Raw genomic sequence first — 17,355 nt, 5'->3', positions numbered from 1 at the left:
ATGGGACGAATGAGCGTTCGCCCTAAAGGAATTAATTAAATCCGTTCAACGCGACGGAGCGACCATCGGTATCGACGACCTCGATTGCGCCATCGGCATCGAATTTTACATCGTAGGTGCTGCCGTTTTCGGTGATGGTTCCGGTGCCGCTGCCATCCGGATTGTAAATGTAGTGCGCGGAAAGAATCGGCGGTTCGCCGTTGTCAAAAGCAGTTTTGGAGGCGTAAACGCTCAGCCACAATTCGCCGCTGCCGTTGTCGTAATCGATGCCGTTAAATTGCACATAATAGCCCTCCGGGCTGAAATGTTCACCGTCGAATTCATCAAAATTGTCCTTTTCGATGACGGTCAGATTTGTTGCGCCATCGTTGGCGGTTTGGATTTGCAGCGTTTCCGTCCAATATGCGCCGTCAAATTCGCGATGCGCCTGCACCTCCATCGAGTCCAGATTACCGTTCAAAAAATAGAGCAGTCGGGCAACGGTGCCGTCGCTGCTGGAATCGGCCGGATCGAGCGTGTATTCGGCGCGATCGGTCATTTTGTCCAGCCACGGGTGATTGGCAAAATCGATGTTGCGGGTCAGCGCGGCGTGATTGTCGTCCGCAAAATCGTCGAATGTGCCGGTGACGGTGGTGCCGTTCCGCCAGGTTTCCGAAAATGTGCCAGTGTGATTCGCATTAAACGTGACGCTTTTTTGGGTGCTCGTATTATCGCGAAAATCGAACGTTTCCGAAACAGCGCCGCTGCCGTCCGGGTTAAATTCGGCAATTTGAGTGAGCTTTTCCAGATTTCGCAAACTGCCGTATTCGACGATATTCGTGACGATTGCGCCGGTAATTTCGTTATCAGCATCCCAATCCGTAACGATGCCTTCGCCGGTTACTTTTTGCACCGCAAAGCCCTCGCGAAATTCGCTCAACTTGTTTATTTGCAACAGTTTGTCGTCCGTCGAATCGAGCAATGTCGCGTTCAGGTCGATGCGAATTTCCGTTGAATCGTATTGCAATTGCAACTGCGCGGGGAACTGGTAAATCACTTCGTAAATGCGACCGATGCCGGTTTGGTCATCGTAAATCAGCGCGCGGCGACCGGCAGTGCCGGAGATCGGGTCGTCCCATTCTTCCGACCAAATAAGGCTGTCTGCCGAGGTTTTGGCGAGCCTGCCGGATTGCTGCGCGAATTGATAAACGCGGGCAACACGGTCGGTTTCGCGGCGCATTTCTGCGGTGCTGCTGATCATCCCGGCTTCATCGGTGATGATATCGCCGGAGCCGCCGACCAGATCGCCGAACTGCTGCTGTGTTTTCAAATTGTTGACCGTTTGCCATCCGGTGACCGCAACGCCCTGTGCCGCGCTGCTCAATTCCAGATCGCCGGTGCCGGGGTTCGGATCGGTCGCCGCTTCGTCGCAGCCGCTTGCCCAAAACAGCAATCCGCCGAGCAAAACGGCAATCCATTTGCGAAGTAAGTTTTTGTGTGTCATTGTGTTTCTCCTTTATTGTTTCTCAACCCAACATTTCTATTCTTCGCAGATGGATTATTCAGAAATTGTGCCAACAAATATTCCTTTTCGCAAGTACATATTTTTCAATTGTTTACAATCGTAAATTGAAACGGAGTTGTGATCGGTTTTCGTGAAGCGAAACCACAGGTGTGAATATTTCACCACAGGATTGATAGCGGTTGCCGATGGAGATTCCTGCCTGCGCAGGAATGACAGATCAGCGGTTTGCGGAAAATTACAGCAAAAAAGAAGCCCCCTGCCTCGAAAGAAACAGGGGGCTGGATTGCCGTCGCCAAACGGCGGAAATTGTTGATTTTTTTGCCACGGAGACACAGAGGGCACGGAGTATTTTTTTAATTTCTGAGTGCTCTGTGCCACTGTGGCAATTGTTTTTATCATTTCAACAGCATCATTTTGCGGACTTCGCTGATTTCGTTATCCGCTTTCAGGCGGTAAAAATAGAGCCCGCTGGCGTGCTGGCTGGCATCGAAGGTTGCGGAATGCGTTCCGGCAGTGAGCTGCCCATCAACCAGCGTAGCGACCTGCTGACCGAGCACGTTGAACACATCCAGTTTGACGTGCGCCTGTTTCGGCAACCGGAAATCGATGCGCGTGGTCGGGTTGAACGGATTCGGGTAATTTTGCAGCAGCTCAAACTGTTGGGCAACGGGCGGCTGCACATCATCTTCTATCGCTGTGACGATGGTTGTTCCGGCATCCACCGTGCCCAGTTCCAGCGGTGCGCCGTTCTGGTTCGCCGACGGATCGACAAATCCCTGCAACACTTTGGTGAGCACTTTTCCGGCACTGTTCTGCAAATCCATTGCAAAAGTGGTGATGACCTGCTGCGTCAGTGAATCGCGCACTTCCACTGTGTAATTATCCGGCGGCAGGTTCACGGGTTCGGCAGCTTCGCCAAAGGAAATGCCGTCAACCAATGTTGCGCCGTTTTGCAGCGCGATGCTCACTTTTGGCGCATCAGTTACGGCATTCGCGAAAACGATTTGCACATCGGCAGGATTGGCGCTATCACCGGGTATCGGCACAGACATCAATCGAATTGCGGTGGAAATGCCTTCGGGATTTGGCGCGTACGCGCCGGGATCGTCCACTCCGGCAACGACCATCGCCAACGGTGTTCCCAATCCAATTGTAATGCTATCCAAAACCGCCAGTGTATCGAGATAATCTGTTGCATCGGTTATCACAAGATCGAATGGGCGATAGTTGGGGATGCTGTCCAGCATCAAAGATTCACCGAATGCCAGGCTGTCGAACAGTACCGATTCCACCATTGCGCTATTTTTGTTGATGTCAAAACAGGGCGGCAAATACATCACCGCGCGGGCTCTGCGCCCCGAGCTACTACCGCCGGAAGACCGACTTGATGCCACATGTGCGATAACCGCAGACCGCCAAACGCGTTTCCACTTTGCCAGATCGCGGGCGCCCTTGTTACCAACGGCCGTAAAATCGCCACCGATGAGCACGTGTTCACCGGCGCCCCAACACGGGCGAAAAGTGGTTGCGGTATAAACGGGATCGTTTGCGCCGTCGCCCATCGTGTTCCAGTTGGGAATCAATCCCGGACGCGGATTGCCGATGGAAAACAGCGCAACATTATTTATCGCGCGGGCATTGCCGTTCGGGTAGTAGCCGAGCGAAAAATCTCCGGCGATGACAGCCAGCGCATCCTGATAATACGCATCGATAGACGCAATATTATACACCGGGCCATCGGTGCCGCCGGCAACCGGATACCACTCATCGACAATTTCGTACCATGTGCCGAGATTCCGGCAAAATATGGGCGAGCCGTTGGCTGCAAACATGTTCTCAAATTCACCGCCAATCCAGATTGCATTGTTTCTGACGGATGTATTTTCCAGAAAATATTCAATATCGCGAACAATGCCGTCGGTTCCCTGGCCGAGCGGTGTCCAGCCGTTTGCTGTCACCCCGTCCCAATATAAAATGTTCGGGCTGTTTACGGTAGTGCCGTTCGCGTTGCGCCCTTCATCAAACGAACCGCCGATGTAAAGATCGTAATCGTATGCCCCGGCACGGGCAATGGCGTGCACTTCTGCAGCGCCGCCGGTTACCCCGTTGGTTTGGCCGGGATTTTCCCAAAAATCATCTGTCGTCGGGTTGAACCGGAACGATCCGAAAGCGTTGAGCGGCACCGGCGTTCCGTCCGGATTGAAACCGGTGGTAAATTTTCCGCCGACGAGTATTTCGCCAAACAAGCCAATGGATAGCCGATCCAGTTTTGACCAAATAGCATAAACCGGTCCGTCCACACCCTGACCGACAGCTTCCCACCGTTGGGTGTTCAGGTTGAAATAGGCAATATTATTCGCCCGAACAGAATCGCCCGGCGCGTTGATCGCATGCGAAAATTCGCCACCAACGACAACGTAGTTGTAATATCCGTGCACCGAATTTACCCTGCCGTTGACACCAAGCCCCATCGATGACCAGAATCGACCTTCGTACAGCGCCACATTTTGGGCATCGATACCGGCAATTTTGGAGAACTCGCCGCCAACAATCATTGTGTTGCCAAAGGGTCCGAGCATGTGCATGGTAAGAATTCGCCCGTTTGTGCTGCCATATCCCGCCATCGGAATCCAGAAATTACCGTTAAAATAACCGTTGTTTATGGCGGCATTTGTTATACCGGTTGCAGGATTGGTTAACTGCCAGTACAATCCGCCCCAATATAGCCGAACGGCGTTGTATTGTTTGTTCGATGCGATGGTAAACGTGTATTCGCCCAAATATTGCCCGATGCCCTGCCAGGTTGAACCATCGAACTTCGCAACGTACGGACCGGAAAATCCGTGATCGACATACAGCACATACACATCGCCGTTAAATCCGGTGGTCATCTCCAATGTGTATTCCACCGGAAGCGCCGCGGTGGGTTGCCAGTTGGTGCCATCCCAATAAACAATCGGGCCGAGAACCTGCGAGTTGTCCGTATTGGTGGCAATCGCATCCAGAATTACCACATACACGTTTCCGCTATTGTCGATGACGATATCGCGGGGGTTGAGGTTTGCCGAGGAAATTCCCTGACCCAGCGCATGCCAGGAATTGCCGTCCCAGTGCGCTGCGCGGTTGACGGTAACATTTGTAAAATCAGGGTTTAGGATATCCGTAAATGCGCCACAGATATACAGCTCGTTGTTCGCATCCAGCGCGATATCGCTGATCAGGGTGTTCACACCAACCCCGACAATTTCCCATTGGCTATTGGCGATATCCCATCGCCCCAACCGATTGATGCCCACCAATGTACCATCCGGGTTCCATGCCGTTTGGGACCCGGTCACATACACATATCCATTGGTTTCATCAATCGCAAGCTTGTTCGGATAATTGCTCAAACCTTCCCCAACCGGTTCCCAGGCGGGTGGATTGGCATTGGCGTTCCACCGGAAAATGTTGGAACATTCCACCGCCGGCTGCCCTGCGCCGTTATCCGCACGATTAAAACTACCGATGATGTAAACATCCCCGTTTGCCATCACTTCGATATCCGCTGCGCTGGAAAATGGCTGCCCTTCCAACCGCAGCCGGTCGCCCAAATCCACCCACTGTTGCAGAGCCTGCACCCATTTGGATACTTTCACACCCGTGCCCACATCGCCGGCGATCACAACATCGCCATTCGGAAACATGGCAGACACTTTTGCGCCGAATGGAATCGGTCCGGAACTGCTGCCGAAAACACCGCTCCAATGCTCATTTCCCGGCATCGGCGGCGGCCAATTTTGGGCCTGTCCAGCCGAAAAGAAGATAAGCAAGTAACCCAAAAAGCAAATCATTTTAATAGAAGATGAAACACGCATTTTTCACTCCTTTGGACGTTGGTAAAATTTATCGCAGCTATTGATAGATATCGTTTTGGATAAGCCAGATTCCGGGGGCATCAAATGAAGTGCGTTTCTGTTCGTTGATAATTGCGTCATTCAGAAAAATCCGGAGTTAGATACGAACCGGTCACATGATAACCCAATATATCAATTCCGGATATGACATCGCACCACCATAAACATGTAGGGATTTTTCTGCTGTCAGCGATTTTGAAAAAAAAAGCTGCACTATTGCTTTATTTGCATGATTGAATTGTGAGCCAAGTTTATTAAACAAAAAAAGGGCACCGGAATTTTCGGTGCCCTTTTTTATCAAAATCAGCTGTGTTTTGGGGAGCGGTTAACAATTATGTGTGACTTATTTATCCATTTGCTGGTGTCATTTGGAAATTTGCGGAGCGATTTTTCACCCAAAAATAAAGCGTGGGGATCAACAGCAGCGACAAGATAATTGACAGCGAAATGCCGCCGATCATCGCGACAGCCAGCGGACGCAGCATTTCCGAACCTTGCCCCTGCGAAAGCGCCAATGGCAAAAATCCGGTAATTGTTGATAGCGAGGTCATCAGCACCGGACGCAACCTAACGCGGCATGCGGTGAGCACCGCCAGCTTCAGATCGCGGTGTTCTTTCAGATAATATTCCGCGTAATCGATCACCAGAATGCCGTTGTTCACCACCACGCCGATAATCATGATCATCCCCATAAATGCGGAAATATCGAACGGAATTCCGGTAAGCCATAGCATCACAAAAACGCCGGTTACCGCCAGCATCGTGCCCATCATAATCACAATTGATATTCGAAACGAACGAAATTCGAACAGCAAAATGGTAAACACCATCATCGCGCCGGCCAGCAACACCAGCATCAATTCGTTGAAGGCGTTTTGCTGGCTTTCGTATGCGCCACCCAATTGGGTAGAAATGCCCTGTGGCAGCGGAAAACGGTCGAGCATCTGCTGCACATCGCGGGCAACGCTGCCCAAATCCCTGCCGGAAATTTGCCCGGAAACGTTGATGATCAGACTCAAATTGTCGTGCTCAACATCGGCTAAACCGGGCGATTTGTGGATTTCTGCCAATTCATCCAAATTGACCACCCGCTGTATTTGCGGAAAATAGAGCGGCAATCGCTGAACATCTGCGAGATAGCGTTCGCGATCTTTTTTGTATTGCAGCCGCAGCGGGATATTTTTCAAACCGGACAACACATGCGTCGGCGACTCGCCCCACAGCGCCATCCGGACGGCACGATTAATGTCTTTCACGGACAAACCGAATCGCGCGGCGGCTTCGGGCAGCACCCGGATGTTCAATTCCGGCTCGGACGGATTGTATCCGCGATACACATCTTCAATATTTGCAATTGTTTCCAGCGAATCGGCGAGTTGCTGCGCCACTTCCTGCATTAACGGCAGATTGTTGCCCCATACTTTTATGGCAATTGGGGCAACTTCGCCGGCCAAATCGCTGTTCAGCCGATCCGGCAACACCTGAAATAATTCGGTTTCCAGTCGCGGTTCAGCGATTTCTGCAAATGTGCGCAGCTCATCCATAATTTCGTAAACGGAGCGCTGGCGATCCGATTTCAGTGAGATCAAAAAATCACCCTCGTTGGGATGCACCCGGGGATGTCCCAAACTGGTGCCGATCCGCAGCGAGTAATTTTCAACTTCAGGAATCTCTTTCAAATGATTTTCGATGGTGGACAGCATGGCATAACTGCCTTCCAGCGAGCTGCCGGGCGGTGCCACAAAATCGAGAACGATGGTGCCTTCGTCCCATTCCGGCAAAAATCCGCTGGGAATATTTAGATACGAAAATACGGCAACCGCGCCCAAAACCAGAACCAGCGCAAAGGCAAACAATGGTTGTTTCAGGTTAAATTCGAGCACTTTTTGATGTGCGGCAATAATTTTCGGTAAAAATTTGCCGGACTGTTTGGGGCGAGTGGAAACCAGCGTATCGGCGATTGCCGGTGTCAAAAACACTGCCAAAATCATTGAAATTGCAATCGTTACCGCCAGCGTTCCGGCAAGTGCGCCAAAAAATATGCCCGGCACGCCGCTCAAAAAAACCAGCGGAATGAACACCACCAGCGTGGTCAGCGTTGCGCCGATCAGCGGTGCGATAATTTCCCCGGTTGCCTTCACCACGGCTTCGGTTCGCGGAAAACCTTCTTCCAGATACCGTTCGATATTTTCCACCACCACAATGGCGTTGTCCACCAAAATCCCGATCGACGCTGCCAAACCGCCCAGACTCATCAAATTGAGATCCATTCCGGCAAGTTTCATTACAATAAAAGCGATCAGCAATGCCACGGGAATAATTAAACCGGTTACCAACGTGATGCGGATACGCCGCAAAAACAATAATAAAATGAGGATGGTCAGCGCTGCGCCTTCCAAAATACTGCTGTAAACGCCGAAAATAGAATTTTTGATAAAATCCGAGAGATCGTACCATTTGCGCAATTCAACACCATTGGGGAAATTTTGGCGAAGTTCGGTCATTCGCGTTTCCACCTGCCGCATCACATCCACCGAATTGACGCCGGGCTGAACCAGCACATTCACCAACACAGCATCGTGAAAATTGCTGCGGGTTTTGATAAACGTCTCCTGCGCTGCAGGTAAAATTTCGGCAATGTCGCGCAGTAAAACGGATGTCGGGAAACGATCGGTGATCACCGTTTCGCCGATTTCGGCGATATTCCGGTAGCGATTGTCCGCCACGTTGAGATACAACTGGTGCGACTCGTTCAATCGCCCCACAAAATCAACCGTGTTGGTTTCCGCTAACGCATCGGCAACGCTCCGATAATCCAGCTGATTGGCTGCCAGTTTTTCGGGATCGAGCGCCACCCGGTATTCCCGCTGGTCACCGCCAACAATTTCGATGTTGAAAATACCGGGAATTTCCGCCAGTTGGGGACGGATGGTAAAATTCGCCAAGTCCCATAATTCCATCAGGTTACGGGTGTCGGAATAGAGGCTGTAGCTGGCAATGGGAAAAGTGCTGGTGTTGATTCGGCGGATGTTTAACACCACGCCATCCGGCAGCACATGCTGGATACCGCTCACCTGTGCCTGCAGCAATTGGTAGGCTTTGAACATATCTTCATGCCAACCGAAAAACACATCAATTTCGGACGATCCGCGATTGGTTGCGGAACGCACCGCCTCGACACCCGGCACCAGCATCACGGCTTCTTCCACCGGTTTTACAATTTCTGCTTCCATTTGACTGAGCGGCGCCAGCCCGAAATCCACCAGCACCTGAATGCGCGGAAATTCCGCTTCGGGGAACACACCCTGAGGAATCTGCATCAGCAGATACGCACCGGTGAGCGAAAGGAGCAGCGCCATAAACACAATCGCGCGTTTGTTTTCCACAGCCATTCGAACCAGATTTTCCATTATGGCTGAACCTCCGTTCCATCCACCAGCGAATATACTTTTTCGATGGCAACTTTTTCACCGGCGGCGATGCCATCGGTAATTTCGATGCGCTCCGGCTGCATAATTCCCGGAACAACAGTGCGCTTTTCCAAATGATGTTCCGCCAGCACAAACACACTGAAAACCCCATCTTCTTCCAAAACGGCGTCCCGGGGAACAATCAGTGCATCGGAATGGCGTTCGGCGACCAAACTGATTTTCACCAGCATTCCCGGGCGAAAATTGCCACCGGGATTGGGCAGGTTTATCCGCAGCAACGCCGCCTGTTTGGCGGGATCGACATTCGGCGAAATTGCGGCAACCGGCAGCTCGATTGCCGGCAAATCCGCACCCGGAAAAGCAACCGCAAGCGATTGTTTTTTTGACAAATACGGCAATATTTTCACCGGAACATCCGCCAGAATTTGCAGCATTTGCACATTCCCGATGTGTACCATTTGCTCGCCGCGCTGAACCACATCGCCGTTGCGCCGCAACACTTCGATCACCACACCGTCTATCGGGCTGCGTAATGTGGTTGTTTTGATTTCACTGTCCAGCAAGTTGCGGGCATCGGCGGAGGATTGTTCGTAAAGCTGCATCAGCGCCTCACGCTGCGGCGGAATAATTGTGGCGATGGCTTGCCCGCGGCTCACCCGGTCGCCGATAAGCAACGAAAAATTGCTGATTCGCCCCTCAAATTGGGAGGCGAGCAGGGTTTCATCCCGAAAAGCGATGCGACCGTAAAGTTGCAGCGTATCCGCTATTTCTGCGGTTTGCACCGCAACGGTGCGCAAACGGGGCAACGGATATTCTGCCGTTTCGTCTGCTATTTCGCTCTTTTTCTGGCATGCAAAAAACATCATCGCTGCCAAAACACAGCATACTATTTTCTTTAGAAAACGCATTTCACTCTCCCTGTAATTGGGCAATGTGTGGGTAATTTCCGGTGAGCAGGAAAATTTCGATCATCTGTCGTTGCAGTTGCAGTTGGGAATTTTGCAGTTGCAGCCGGTTTTCCTGCCATTGCTGCTGGGCATCCAGATATTCCACATTGGTAACCAAACCGGCTTCGTAATGGCTTTCGGCCAGTTCGAACGCTTCCCGGCTGATAGCCAATTGCTCACGCTGCAAGTCCATGATTTCATTGAGCTTCGATATCTCGTTCGCCAGTTTTTCGGCGATAATTTTTAGCTCGTTTTGCAACTGGCTACGCTGAAATTCCAGATCGCGAATGGATGCGGCAGCCGCTTCTTTTTCAAATTTGCTTTGCCCCCAATGATACAGCGGAACAGAAACGCCTAACCCGACTGTGCCGTAATTTCCCTCAGCCGTCGGATCGCCATCGGCGATGTATCCGCCCCACATTTGCACATGCGGCAGCAAATCTGCACTTATTTTCCGGCGCTGCAATTGCGCCGCCCGAATCTGAAAATCGAGCGATTGTAAGCCCGGATGCTGTTTCTGCAACATCAGAAAAATTTGTTGGGCATCGGTTATCGTGTCCGCCAAAACATGGTTCGGGAAATTTGCCACAACCGGCAGTTCGTTTGCGCCGCGATTGAGCAACACTGCCAACTCATTCCGGAATTCCGCTCTCCGGTAGTGGTTTTCCTTTTGTTGCTGTTCCAGCGCGATTGTCGCTGCACGAGTTTGGAGCAAATCCAGCCGCGTGCGAGCACCGGATTGCCACAACGCTTCGGCGATCCGGGAGTGTTGCGCCAGCAATGATTTCTGATTGTCCAGCGATTGCTGTTGCAGGTCTGTTTGCAAAATTGAAAAGTAAACACCGGCAATTCGCTGCGCCAATGAAAGCCGGATTTCTGAAAGATTGGCTTTGCCAGCCTCGATGGATTGCGCTGCGGATGCCGCACTGTTTTTCAGCCAGTTTCCAGCAGACCAGTCGCCGGTCAGCAGCAATCCCTGTTGGCGAAAATTGTATTCGCGATAAAAAAATTGCTGGTGCTGTCCATCCAGCGAAAGTGCAGGAAAATACCCCGCTTTCTCCCGGCGATAATCCGCTTCCAGCGCTTTTATTTGCCATCCGCCGGATTGAACGGCAGGATGATTTTCGAAGGCAATTTGCAGGCAGGTTGCCAACGTCATTTGCGCAGATGTTTGCGCACCCAGCGCAGACACCAGTATTGCGATAAATAGCAGAATTTTTGGTTGCATCACCACTCCCTTACGACAAAACAACGGTTCACACCCGGTCCAACGGTGATGCAAATAATAACCAACGAAAATGAAGAAATGATGAAGATTGGCGGGAAAAAATCAGGAAAGTTGAATGGGCAGAAAAACCGTAGCGCGGCTGCCGTTGCCCGGCTCGCTGTGCAATTCCAACCGCCCGTTGTGGATGGACGCAATCCATTTCGCCAACGTAAGCCCCAAACCGCTGCCTTTTACATGTTCGCTCCGGGCGGTTTCGCCGCGATAGAAGCGGTCAAAAACCCGCTCGATTTCCCCGGTCGTCATCCCGATACCGCTATCGCTTATTTCGATAATTGCCGAATGACCGGCAACTTTGCCGGAAACATCGATGGTTCCACCCTCCGGCGTAAATTTGATGGCGTTATCCAACAAATTGATGAACAATCGCCGCAACAATCGCGATTCTCCGGCAACGCAAATATCGTCGCCCAGCGACCACCGAAATTCTTGATTTTTTTCTTCGGCGAGGAGCTGCATATCGCCGCAAATGGATTGCAGCAACGCCGCCAGATCCAGCGGCGGCATCTTCTGTTTCGGTGCGTTTTCCAGCGATTGGGACAGCAACCCGAGATCGGACACCATTTGCGAAAGCCGGGTTAATTCTTCCACATCCGCTGCCAGTTGCGCACGAGTTTCGTCGTTAAAATGCCCGTCGGCGATCTGGTTTTCCCAGCGGAGCCGCAGCACTGTTACCGGCGTTTTCAGCTCGTGGGAAATATCGCTTAATAATTGCTGCTGTTGCAGAAACGAATGTTCCAGCCGATCCAGCAAATTGTTGAATCGCTGCGCCAGCCGCCCGAACTCGTCATCGGGATTGACCACCGGCAGCCGCGCTTTCAGATTGTGAAAGGTAATTTGCTCGGTTTGATCCGCCATCAGCGCAACCGGACGAATAAAGCGATTGACCACGTAATAACTTAACCAACCAACAACCAGCAGCACCAGCGGCAGTGAAATGAGCACCAGTTTGCGAAACTGCGCCAGCGTATTTTGCAGCGGTTTGAGCGGTTGGCTAACCTCAACCCATCCACCGGAATAGTTTGCACCGACATTCCGAACCGGCAAAATGATGCTGTGAAACCACTGCCCGTCTTCCCGGTTGAAATTGCGAAACAGTTGCCCCTCCGGTTTTATGGATTTGGCAAGCGCCATCGGAAAATCGATGACATCCTGCAAAAATCCATCGGACCGGAAAATGATTTCGCCGTTTTCTGCAATAATCCGCACCCAGCCTTCCCGGGCGGTTTTCAGGTTTTCCGTGCCGGATTTTAGAAATGTAAATTCATTTTTTACAGGGTCATAGCTGTCTTCAATGGCGTCTGCCAAAACGAGCAGCTCGCGGTCGAGATTCCGGTAAAGCAACCACTGAAATCCCCAATACAAAAAACCGCTGAATCCCGCCATCAGCACAAACACAACAATCGAAAAATAGATGGTCATTCGGGCCTTGACTTGTGTGAACATCACAACCCCGTGGTTTTAATGGTGTAGCCGATACCGCGAACGGTGGCAATCAAATTCGGCATGCCGCATTCGTCGAGTTTTTTGCGCAGGTTGCGAATATGCACATCCACCACGTTGGTCATCAAATCGAAATTGTCGTCCCAAACATGTTCCGTTATCGCCAGCCGGGTCACAACACGGTTGGCGTTGTGCAGCAAAAATGTCAGCATGCGATATTCCGTTGGCGTGAGATTTACCAACTGCTGCCGGCAAAAAACTTCGTGGGAATGGGTGTTCACCGTTAAATCGCCGATGTTAATTTGGGTGCTTTTGAAAGCGGATTTCCGGCGAAGCAGTGCCCGCGCGCGCGCCAACAGCTCCGCTGTGGCAAAAGGCTTTGCCAGATAATCATCTGCGCCAAAATCCAGTCCGGTAATTTTGTCTTCCAGCCGTCCGCGGGCGGTAAGCAGAATAACCGGCGTATCGATATTTTCCGCCCGTAATTCTCGCAACACAGCCAAACCATCCATTTTTGGCAAGCCGATATCTAAAATCAGCAAATCGAACCGCTCCACATCTGCCAATTCCCATCCTTTGCTACCGTCGAAGGCAACGGTGGTTTGAAATCCTTCATTCTGGAAAGTTTGCTCTAAACTTGCCGCCAAATTCCGGTCATCTTCGACAATTAAAACGCGCATTTTTCTCCGAAGTTAGCCTGTTGTTTTTGTTCCTGTAACATATAAGCGATTGAACGGTAAATAATGAAAAAATGGTGTGTATCAAAACAGAATTGTCAAATAAAAACAGTTTCAATTGACCGGTTAATGTTTTTTGATCTTGTTTATATATTTCTGTAGTGAACCCGTTGCTGCTAATTCTATCTTGCTTTTATTTTGCAAAAAAATCGGTTAAATTTCCCGAATACTTGACTTCTGGCTTCCTGGTCTTCCATAATTAATATGCAAAAGGATAAATCTTCGAATTCAAATTTAGCGGAAAAGGAATGATCAACTTGATTAGTAAAGCATTGTTTTTATTGATGTTGATTACCGGATACCTGGCCGCCCAGGATGCGGTTGGCAACATTCACGGCAAAATTACCGATGTTGAAACCCGCCAACCGCTGGCCGGCGTAAACGTCATTCTCGAAGGATTATCGCTCGGCGCGGCAACGGATGCAGCCGGGAATTTTCAGATTGCAGGGGTTCCGGTTGGCGTGCACACCATCAGCGCAGATTACATCGGTTACCAAAAAATATCCCGGACGGATGTGGTGGTGCGCGGCGGGCGGATCACATTTGTGAATATCGAACTCGCCGAAGCGGCAATCGAGGGACAGGCGGTAACGGTGGAAAGCGATTTTTTCCAGAAAGATGCGGCAAATCCCAGCGCCAATTCATTTTCCGCTGAAGAAATTCGCCGCTCGCCCGGCGGTGGCGGCGATATCAGCCGGATTTTGTCAGCGCTGCCGAGCGTATCGTCCAGAGGTGAAACCAGCCAGGATATCATGGTGCGCGGCGGCAGTCCGCTGGAAAACGGCTTTTTTGTGGATAACATTCCCATTCCTCAGGTGAACCATTTTACCTCGCCGTCTGGCGCATCCAACGGACCGATCGGCATCATCAACACCGATCTCATCGACAATGTCGATTTTTACACCGGCGGGTTTTCCGCCAAATTCGGCGACCGGCTGTCCTCCGTGGTCAATATCGATTATCGCGAAGGCAACCGCGAGACTTTCGACGGGCAGTTGGAAATGAATTTCGCCGGTTTCGGCGGCGTTTTTGAGGGACCGTTGGCGAAACGCGGCAGTTGGCTGGTTTCCGGGCGGCGCAGCTATCTCGATCTCGTTGCCGATGCCATCAACGCCGGCGGCGCACCGCGATTTGAGGATTTGCAGACAAAAATAGTGCTGGATATCAACCCGAAAAACAAGATCACAATTCTGAATATTTACGGCGCCAGCCAGTTTCAACAGGAAAAAGAGGACGCGCTCGATGAGGGATTCGACGAGTATTTTAAGGTGAACAATCGCCAAAATACGATTGGCGCGAACTGGTTTTCGCTGCTCGGAACATCAGCCTGGTCGAACACGTCGGCGTCGTTCACTCACAAAACATTTGATTTTTACAGCAACGCCAGCCGTTCGGATATTCGATTGGTGGAAAATAATTTTTCGGAAAACACGCTGCATTTGCGCCACTCAACGTTTTTCCAACCGGGCAGCGTTGCCAATATCGAGCTGGGATTCAATTACGATTACCATTTCGACAACTTCAGTTTACAACTGCTGGTGCCGGATACGACCATTTCCGGCGTTATTATTCCGGTGGAAACGCGCGACAATGTGGATGTCAGCGGTGCGCGAATGGGCGCATTTGCCAGCCTGACGCTCAAACCGGCGGCGCGATTGACCACGGTTTTCGGGATTCGCGGCAGCTATTCCGGATTCAACGAACAAACGGTTATCGAACCGCGATTTTCGCTGTCGTACCAATTTACATCGCGATTGACGCTCAACGGCAGCGCGGGCATTTTTCATCAGGGTGTTTCAAATTACCTGATTTCGCGAGATGAACAGTTCCGGAATCTGAGGGATTTGCAATCCCGGCACATCATCGCCGGTGTGGAATATTTGCTGACGCCGGATACCCGCCTCTCGCTGGAATTTTTCGACAAGGATTACAGCGACATTCCCGAACCGACCCCCGCCACTGCCACCCGTGGACCGCTGTATCTCCCCGATGACCGGTTCGGTGCATCCAACTGGGGATTGCTGACCAACAACGGCACGGCGTACGCGCGCGGCGTGGAATTTTTGATCCAGAAAAAGATGGCGGTCAATTTTTACGGGATGATCAGCGGATCGTATTTTCGCAGCCGCTACGAGGATTTCAACGGCGTCACCCGCGACCGCGATTACGATAATCGCGTGCTGTTCAGCGTGATCGGCGGGTATCGTCCGAATAAAAAATGGGAATTGAGCGTTCGCTGGACATATCTCGGTGCGCGACCGTACACAGAAATTGACGTTGCGGCATCGCTGGCTGCCGGCACGGAAATCCGCAAAACGGACGCGGTGAACGAGGCATCGCTGCCGGCGTATCACGCGCTGTTTTTGCGGGCGGATCGCCGCTTCAATTTCCGCAACGCGACCATCGTGCTCTACACGAGCATCTGGAATGCCTACAACCGCACCAATCTCGACGAATACGCCTGGAGCCAGACGAAACGGGAAATTCTGGAAGTCAAGCAGTTTTCGCTGCTGCCGATTTTCGGTTTGGAATATGAATTTTGATGGGAAATAACCGTTTTTTCCAAAGCGTTCGCAAAGAACGCGGAATTTGCAGTTATTCAAAAAAAACACCGGAATCTCTGCGCTCTCAGCGACCTCTGCGGTTAAGATTCGGACATTATTTGCTTTTCTGCAAAACCGTCAAGCACTCCACATGATAGGTTTGCGGAAACATATCAAACGGAAAAATGTCTGTTGCGGCGTAGCCGTTTTGCCGGAAAATCGCCAAATCGCGAACCAGCGTTTTGGGATTGCAGGAAAAATAAGCCACCGAACGCGGATTCGCCGTTGCAATTTGTTCAATCAGCGATTCGGGCAAACCTTTTCGCGGCGGATCGGCGATAACTACGTCCGGCGCGTGTCCGGCGGCGAGTTGCGTGGCCATTGCATCGGCGGCATCGCCGCAGATAAATTGCAGATTGGGCAGCCGGTTATCGCGGGCGTTTTCTTCCGCTGCGGCAATCGCTTCCACGTTTGATTCGATGCCAATTACCTCGCGGACCTGTTCCGCAACGCTCAGCGCAATCGCGCCGACGCCGCAATACAAATCGAACACGCGATCCTCACTGTTAAGCAACAGTTCGGTTTTCAGCCGTTCGAGCATTTTTAGCATTTGCACCGTGTTCACCTGAAAAAACGTGTTCGGATACACCCGGAATCGCCATTTTCCCAACCGCTCCGTGATGTAATTTTCGCCCCACGCGAGGATGTTTTCATCGCCCAAAATAGTGTTCGTATCCGCCGTGTTCAGGTTAATTTGCACGCTGCGTAATCCGGACAAACCGGTTTTTAGCGCGCGCAGCAAATCGGCGATATGCGGAATGTCGCGGGAAGTGGTAACCAGCACCACCATCGTTTCTTTGGTGAAAACGCTTTTGCGAACCGCCACATGCCGCAGCAATCCGCTGTGGGTCGATTCATCGTAAATGGGAATGCGGAATTGCCGCGCCCAATCGCGAACGATGCCCAGCGCGATATTTGCCTCGCGCGACTCCACCGGGCAATGATTCACCGGAATCAGCTCGTGCGTGCCGCTGCGAAACAGCCCGAATGTGGCTTCGCCGTTGTAATCATAAAATGGTAATTGTGCCTTATTTCGATAGTGAAACGGTTCCGGCATGCCCGTTACCGGATGCACCGCGATACCGGAAAGCACATCGTTTTCGCGAACCAAATTTTCGATAACCGATTGTTTAAACTGAAGTTGCTGACCGTAATCCATGTGTTGCAAATGGCAACCGCAGCAGCGATCAAAATATTCGCAGGGCGCCGCAACACGCTCCGGCGACGGCGTAAGTATCCGTTTCAGCCGGATGCGGCTTTTGCGCGGTCGCTCCGGGTGGTAGCTCATTTCCACCACTTCTCCCGGCAGCGTTTTTTCGATCACCACTTTGTGTTGTTTGTGCTGCGCAACGCCTGCGCCATCGGCGTTTAGCGATTCGATGGTTACCGTAAATTTGCTGGCCGGTGTTTGCCGGTGTTGGGTCATCTGTTTTTGATCTCCATTTTTGGAATTTGAAATGTAGCATCAAATTTCCCGATAATCTACCGACAAAAGATATTGGGCAACAT

Annotated in this window: 10 protein-coding genes; 1 reads left to right on the top strand and 9 read right to left on the bottom strand. The window is 51.4% G+C overall.

Annotation, left to right across the window (positions count from 1 at the left end; genetic code table 11):
* Positions 1-31 precede the first annotated feature (31 nt).
* The 8 genes from H6629_09065 to H6629_09030 all read right to left on the bottom strand — a co-directional run bounded on the left by H6629_09065 (position 32) and on the right by H6629_09030 (position 13,186).
* Entirely contained in the window at positions 32-1,483 is a 1,452-nt protein-coding gene (locus H6629_09065) for a hypothetical protein (protein MCB9067944.1), read from the bottom strand.
* Between the two features lie 54 nt (positions 1,484-1,537).
* A complete protein-coding gene (locus tag H6629_09060; GenBank protein MCB9067943.1) occupies positions 1,538-1,903 on the bottom strand; it encodes a hypothetical protein in 366 nt (121 codons plus the stop codon).
* On the bottom strand, positions 1,900-5,361 hold the full coding sequence (locus tag H6629_09055; protein ID MCB9067942.1) for a T9SS type A sorting domain-containing protein: 3,462 nt from the start codon (positions 5,359-5,361) through the stop codon (positions 1,900-1,902). The genes H6629_09060 and H6629_09055 overlap by 4 nt, the downstream gene beginning before the upstream one ends.
* Before the next feature lie 386 nt (positions 5,362-5,747).
* On the bottom strand, positions 5,748-8,810 hold the full coding sequence (locus H6629_09050; GenBank protein MCB9067941.1) for an efflux RND transporter permease subunit: 3,063 nt from the start codon (positions 8,808-8,810) through the stop codon (positions 5,748-5,750).
* Positions 8,810-9,739: an efflux RND transporter periplasmic adaptor subunit gene (locus H6629_09045; GenBank protein MCB9067940.1), complete on the bottom strand. Its 930-nt coding sequence runs from the start codon at positions 9,737-9,739 to the stop codon at positions 8,810-8,812. The genes H6629_09050 and H6629_09045 overlap by 1 nt, the downstream gene beginning before the upstream one ends.
* Before the next feature lies 1 nt (position 9,740).
* Positions 9,741-11,006, bottom strand: a complete 1,266-nt coding sequence (locus H6629_09040) for a TolC family protein (GenBank protein MCB9067939.1) — start codon at positions 11,004-11,006, stop codon at positions 9,741-9,743.
* A 102-nt stretch (positions 11,007-11,108) separates the two neighbouring features.
* A complete protein-coding gene (locus tag H6629_09035) occupies positions 11,109-12,509 on the bottom strand; it encodes a HAMP domain-containing protein (GenBank protein ID MCB9067938.1) in 1,401 nt (466 codons plus the stop codon).
* Positions 12,509-13,186, bottom strand: coding sequence for a response regulator transcription factor (locus tag H6629_09030; protein MCB9067937.1), 678 nt, complete (start codon positions 13,184-13,186; stop codon positions 12,509-12,511). The genes H6629_09035 and H6629_09030 overlap by 1 nt, the downstream gene beginning before the upstream one ends.
* Positions 13,187-13,491: 305 nt before the next feature.
* On the opposite strand from H6629_09030, the gene H6629_09025 reads away from it, so the two are divergent.
* On the top strand, positions 13,492-15,786 hold the full coding sequence (locus tag H6629_09025; protein MCB9067936.1) for a TonB-dependent receptor: 2,295 nt from the start codon (positions 13,492-13,494) through the stop codon (positions 15,784-15,786).
* 115 nt (positions 15,787-15,901) lie between these two features.
* Here the strand turns inward: H6629_09025 and rlmD are convergent, their stop codons facing one another.
* Positions 15,902-17,272, bottom strand: coding sequence for a 23S rRNA (uracil(1939)-C(5))-methyltransferase RlmD (gene rlmD / locus H6629_09020; protein ID MCB9067935.1), 1,371 nt, complete (start codon positions 17,270-17,272; stop codon positions 15,902-15,904).
* Positions 17,273-17,355: the final 83 nt, after the last annotated feature.

This window comes from Calditrichia bacterium, from assembly GCA_020634975.1.
In the GTDB taxonomy this organism is placed as follows: domain Bacteria; phylum Calditrichota; class Calditrichia; order RBG-13-44-9; family J075; genus JACKAQ01.
The sequence above is the reverse complement of the archived record's forward strand: the minus strand, read 5'-3'. Positions and strand labels throughout refer to the sequence as shown.

What these genes read in the sequence shown, in the direction of transcription:
- H6629_09065 (MCB9067944.1), bottom strand. Translation starts at nt 1,483, where the DNA reads ATGACACACAAAAACTTACTTCGCAAATGGATTGCCGTTTTGCTCGGC.
- H6629_09060 (MCB9067943.1), bottom strand. Translation starts at nt 1,903, where the DNA reads ATGATAAAAACAATTGCCACAGTGGCACAGAGCACTCAGAAATTAAAA.
- H6629_09055 (MCB9067942.1), bottom strand. Translation starts at nt 5,361, where the DNA reads ATGCGTGTTTCATCTTCTATTAAAATGATTTGCTTTTTGGGTTACTTG.
- H6629_09050 (MCB9067941.1), bottom strand. Translation starts at nt 8,810, where the DNA reads ATGGAAAATCTGGTTCGAATGGCTGTGGAAAACAAACGCGCGATTGTG.
- H6629_09045 (MCB9067940.1), bottom strand. Translation starts at nt 9,739, where the DNA reads ATGCGTTTTCTAAAGAAAATAGTATGCTGTGTTTTGGCAGCGATGATG.
- H6629_09040 (MCB9067939.1), bottom strand. Translation starts at nt 11,006, where the DNA reads ATGCAACCAAAAATTCTGCTATTTATCGCAATACTGGTGTCTGCGCTG.
- H6629_09035 (MCB9067938.1), bottom strand. Translation starts at nt 12,509, where the DNA reads ATGTTCACACAAGTCAAGGCCCGAATGACCATCTATTTTTCGATTGTT.
- H6629_09030 (MCB9067937.1), bottom strand. Translation starts at nt 13,186, where the DNA reads ATGCGCGTTTTAATTGTCGAAGATGACCGGAATTTGGCGGCAAGTTTA.
- H6629_09025 (MCB9067936.1), top strand. Translation starts at nt 13,492, where the DNA reads ATGATCAACTTGATTAGTAAAGCATTGTTTTTATTGATGTTGATTACC.
- rlmD (MCB9067935.1), bottom strand. Translation starts at nt 17,272, where the DNA reads ATGACCCAACACCGGCAAACACCGGCCAGCAAATTTACGGTAACCATC.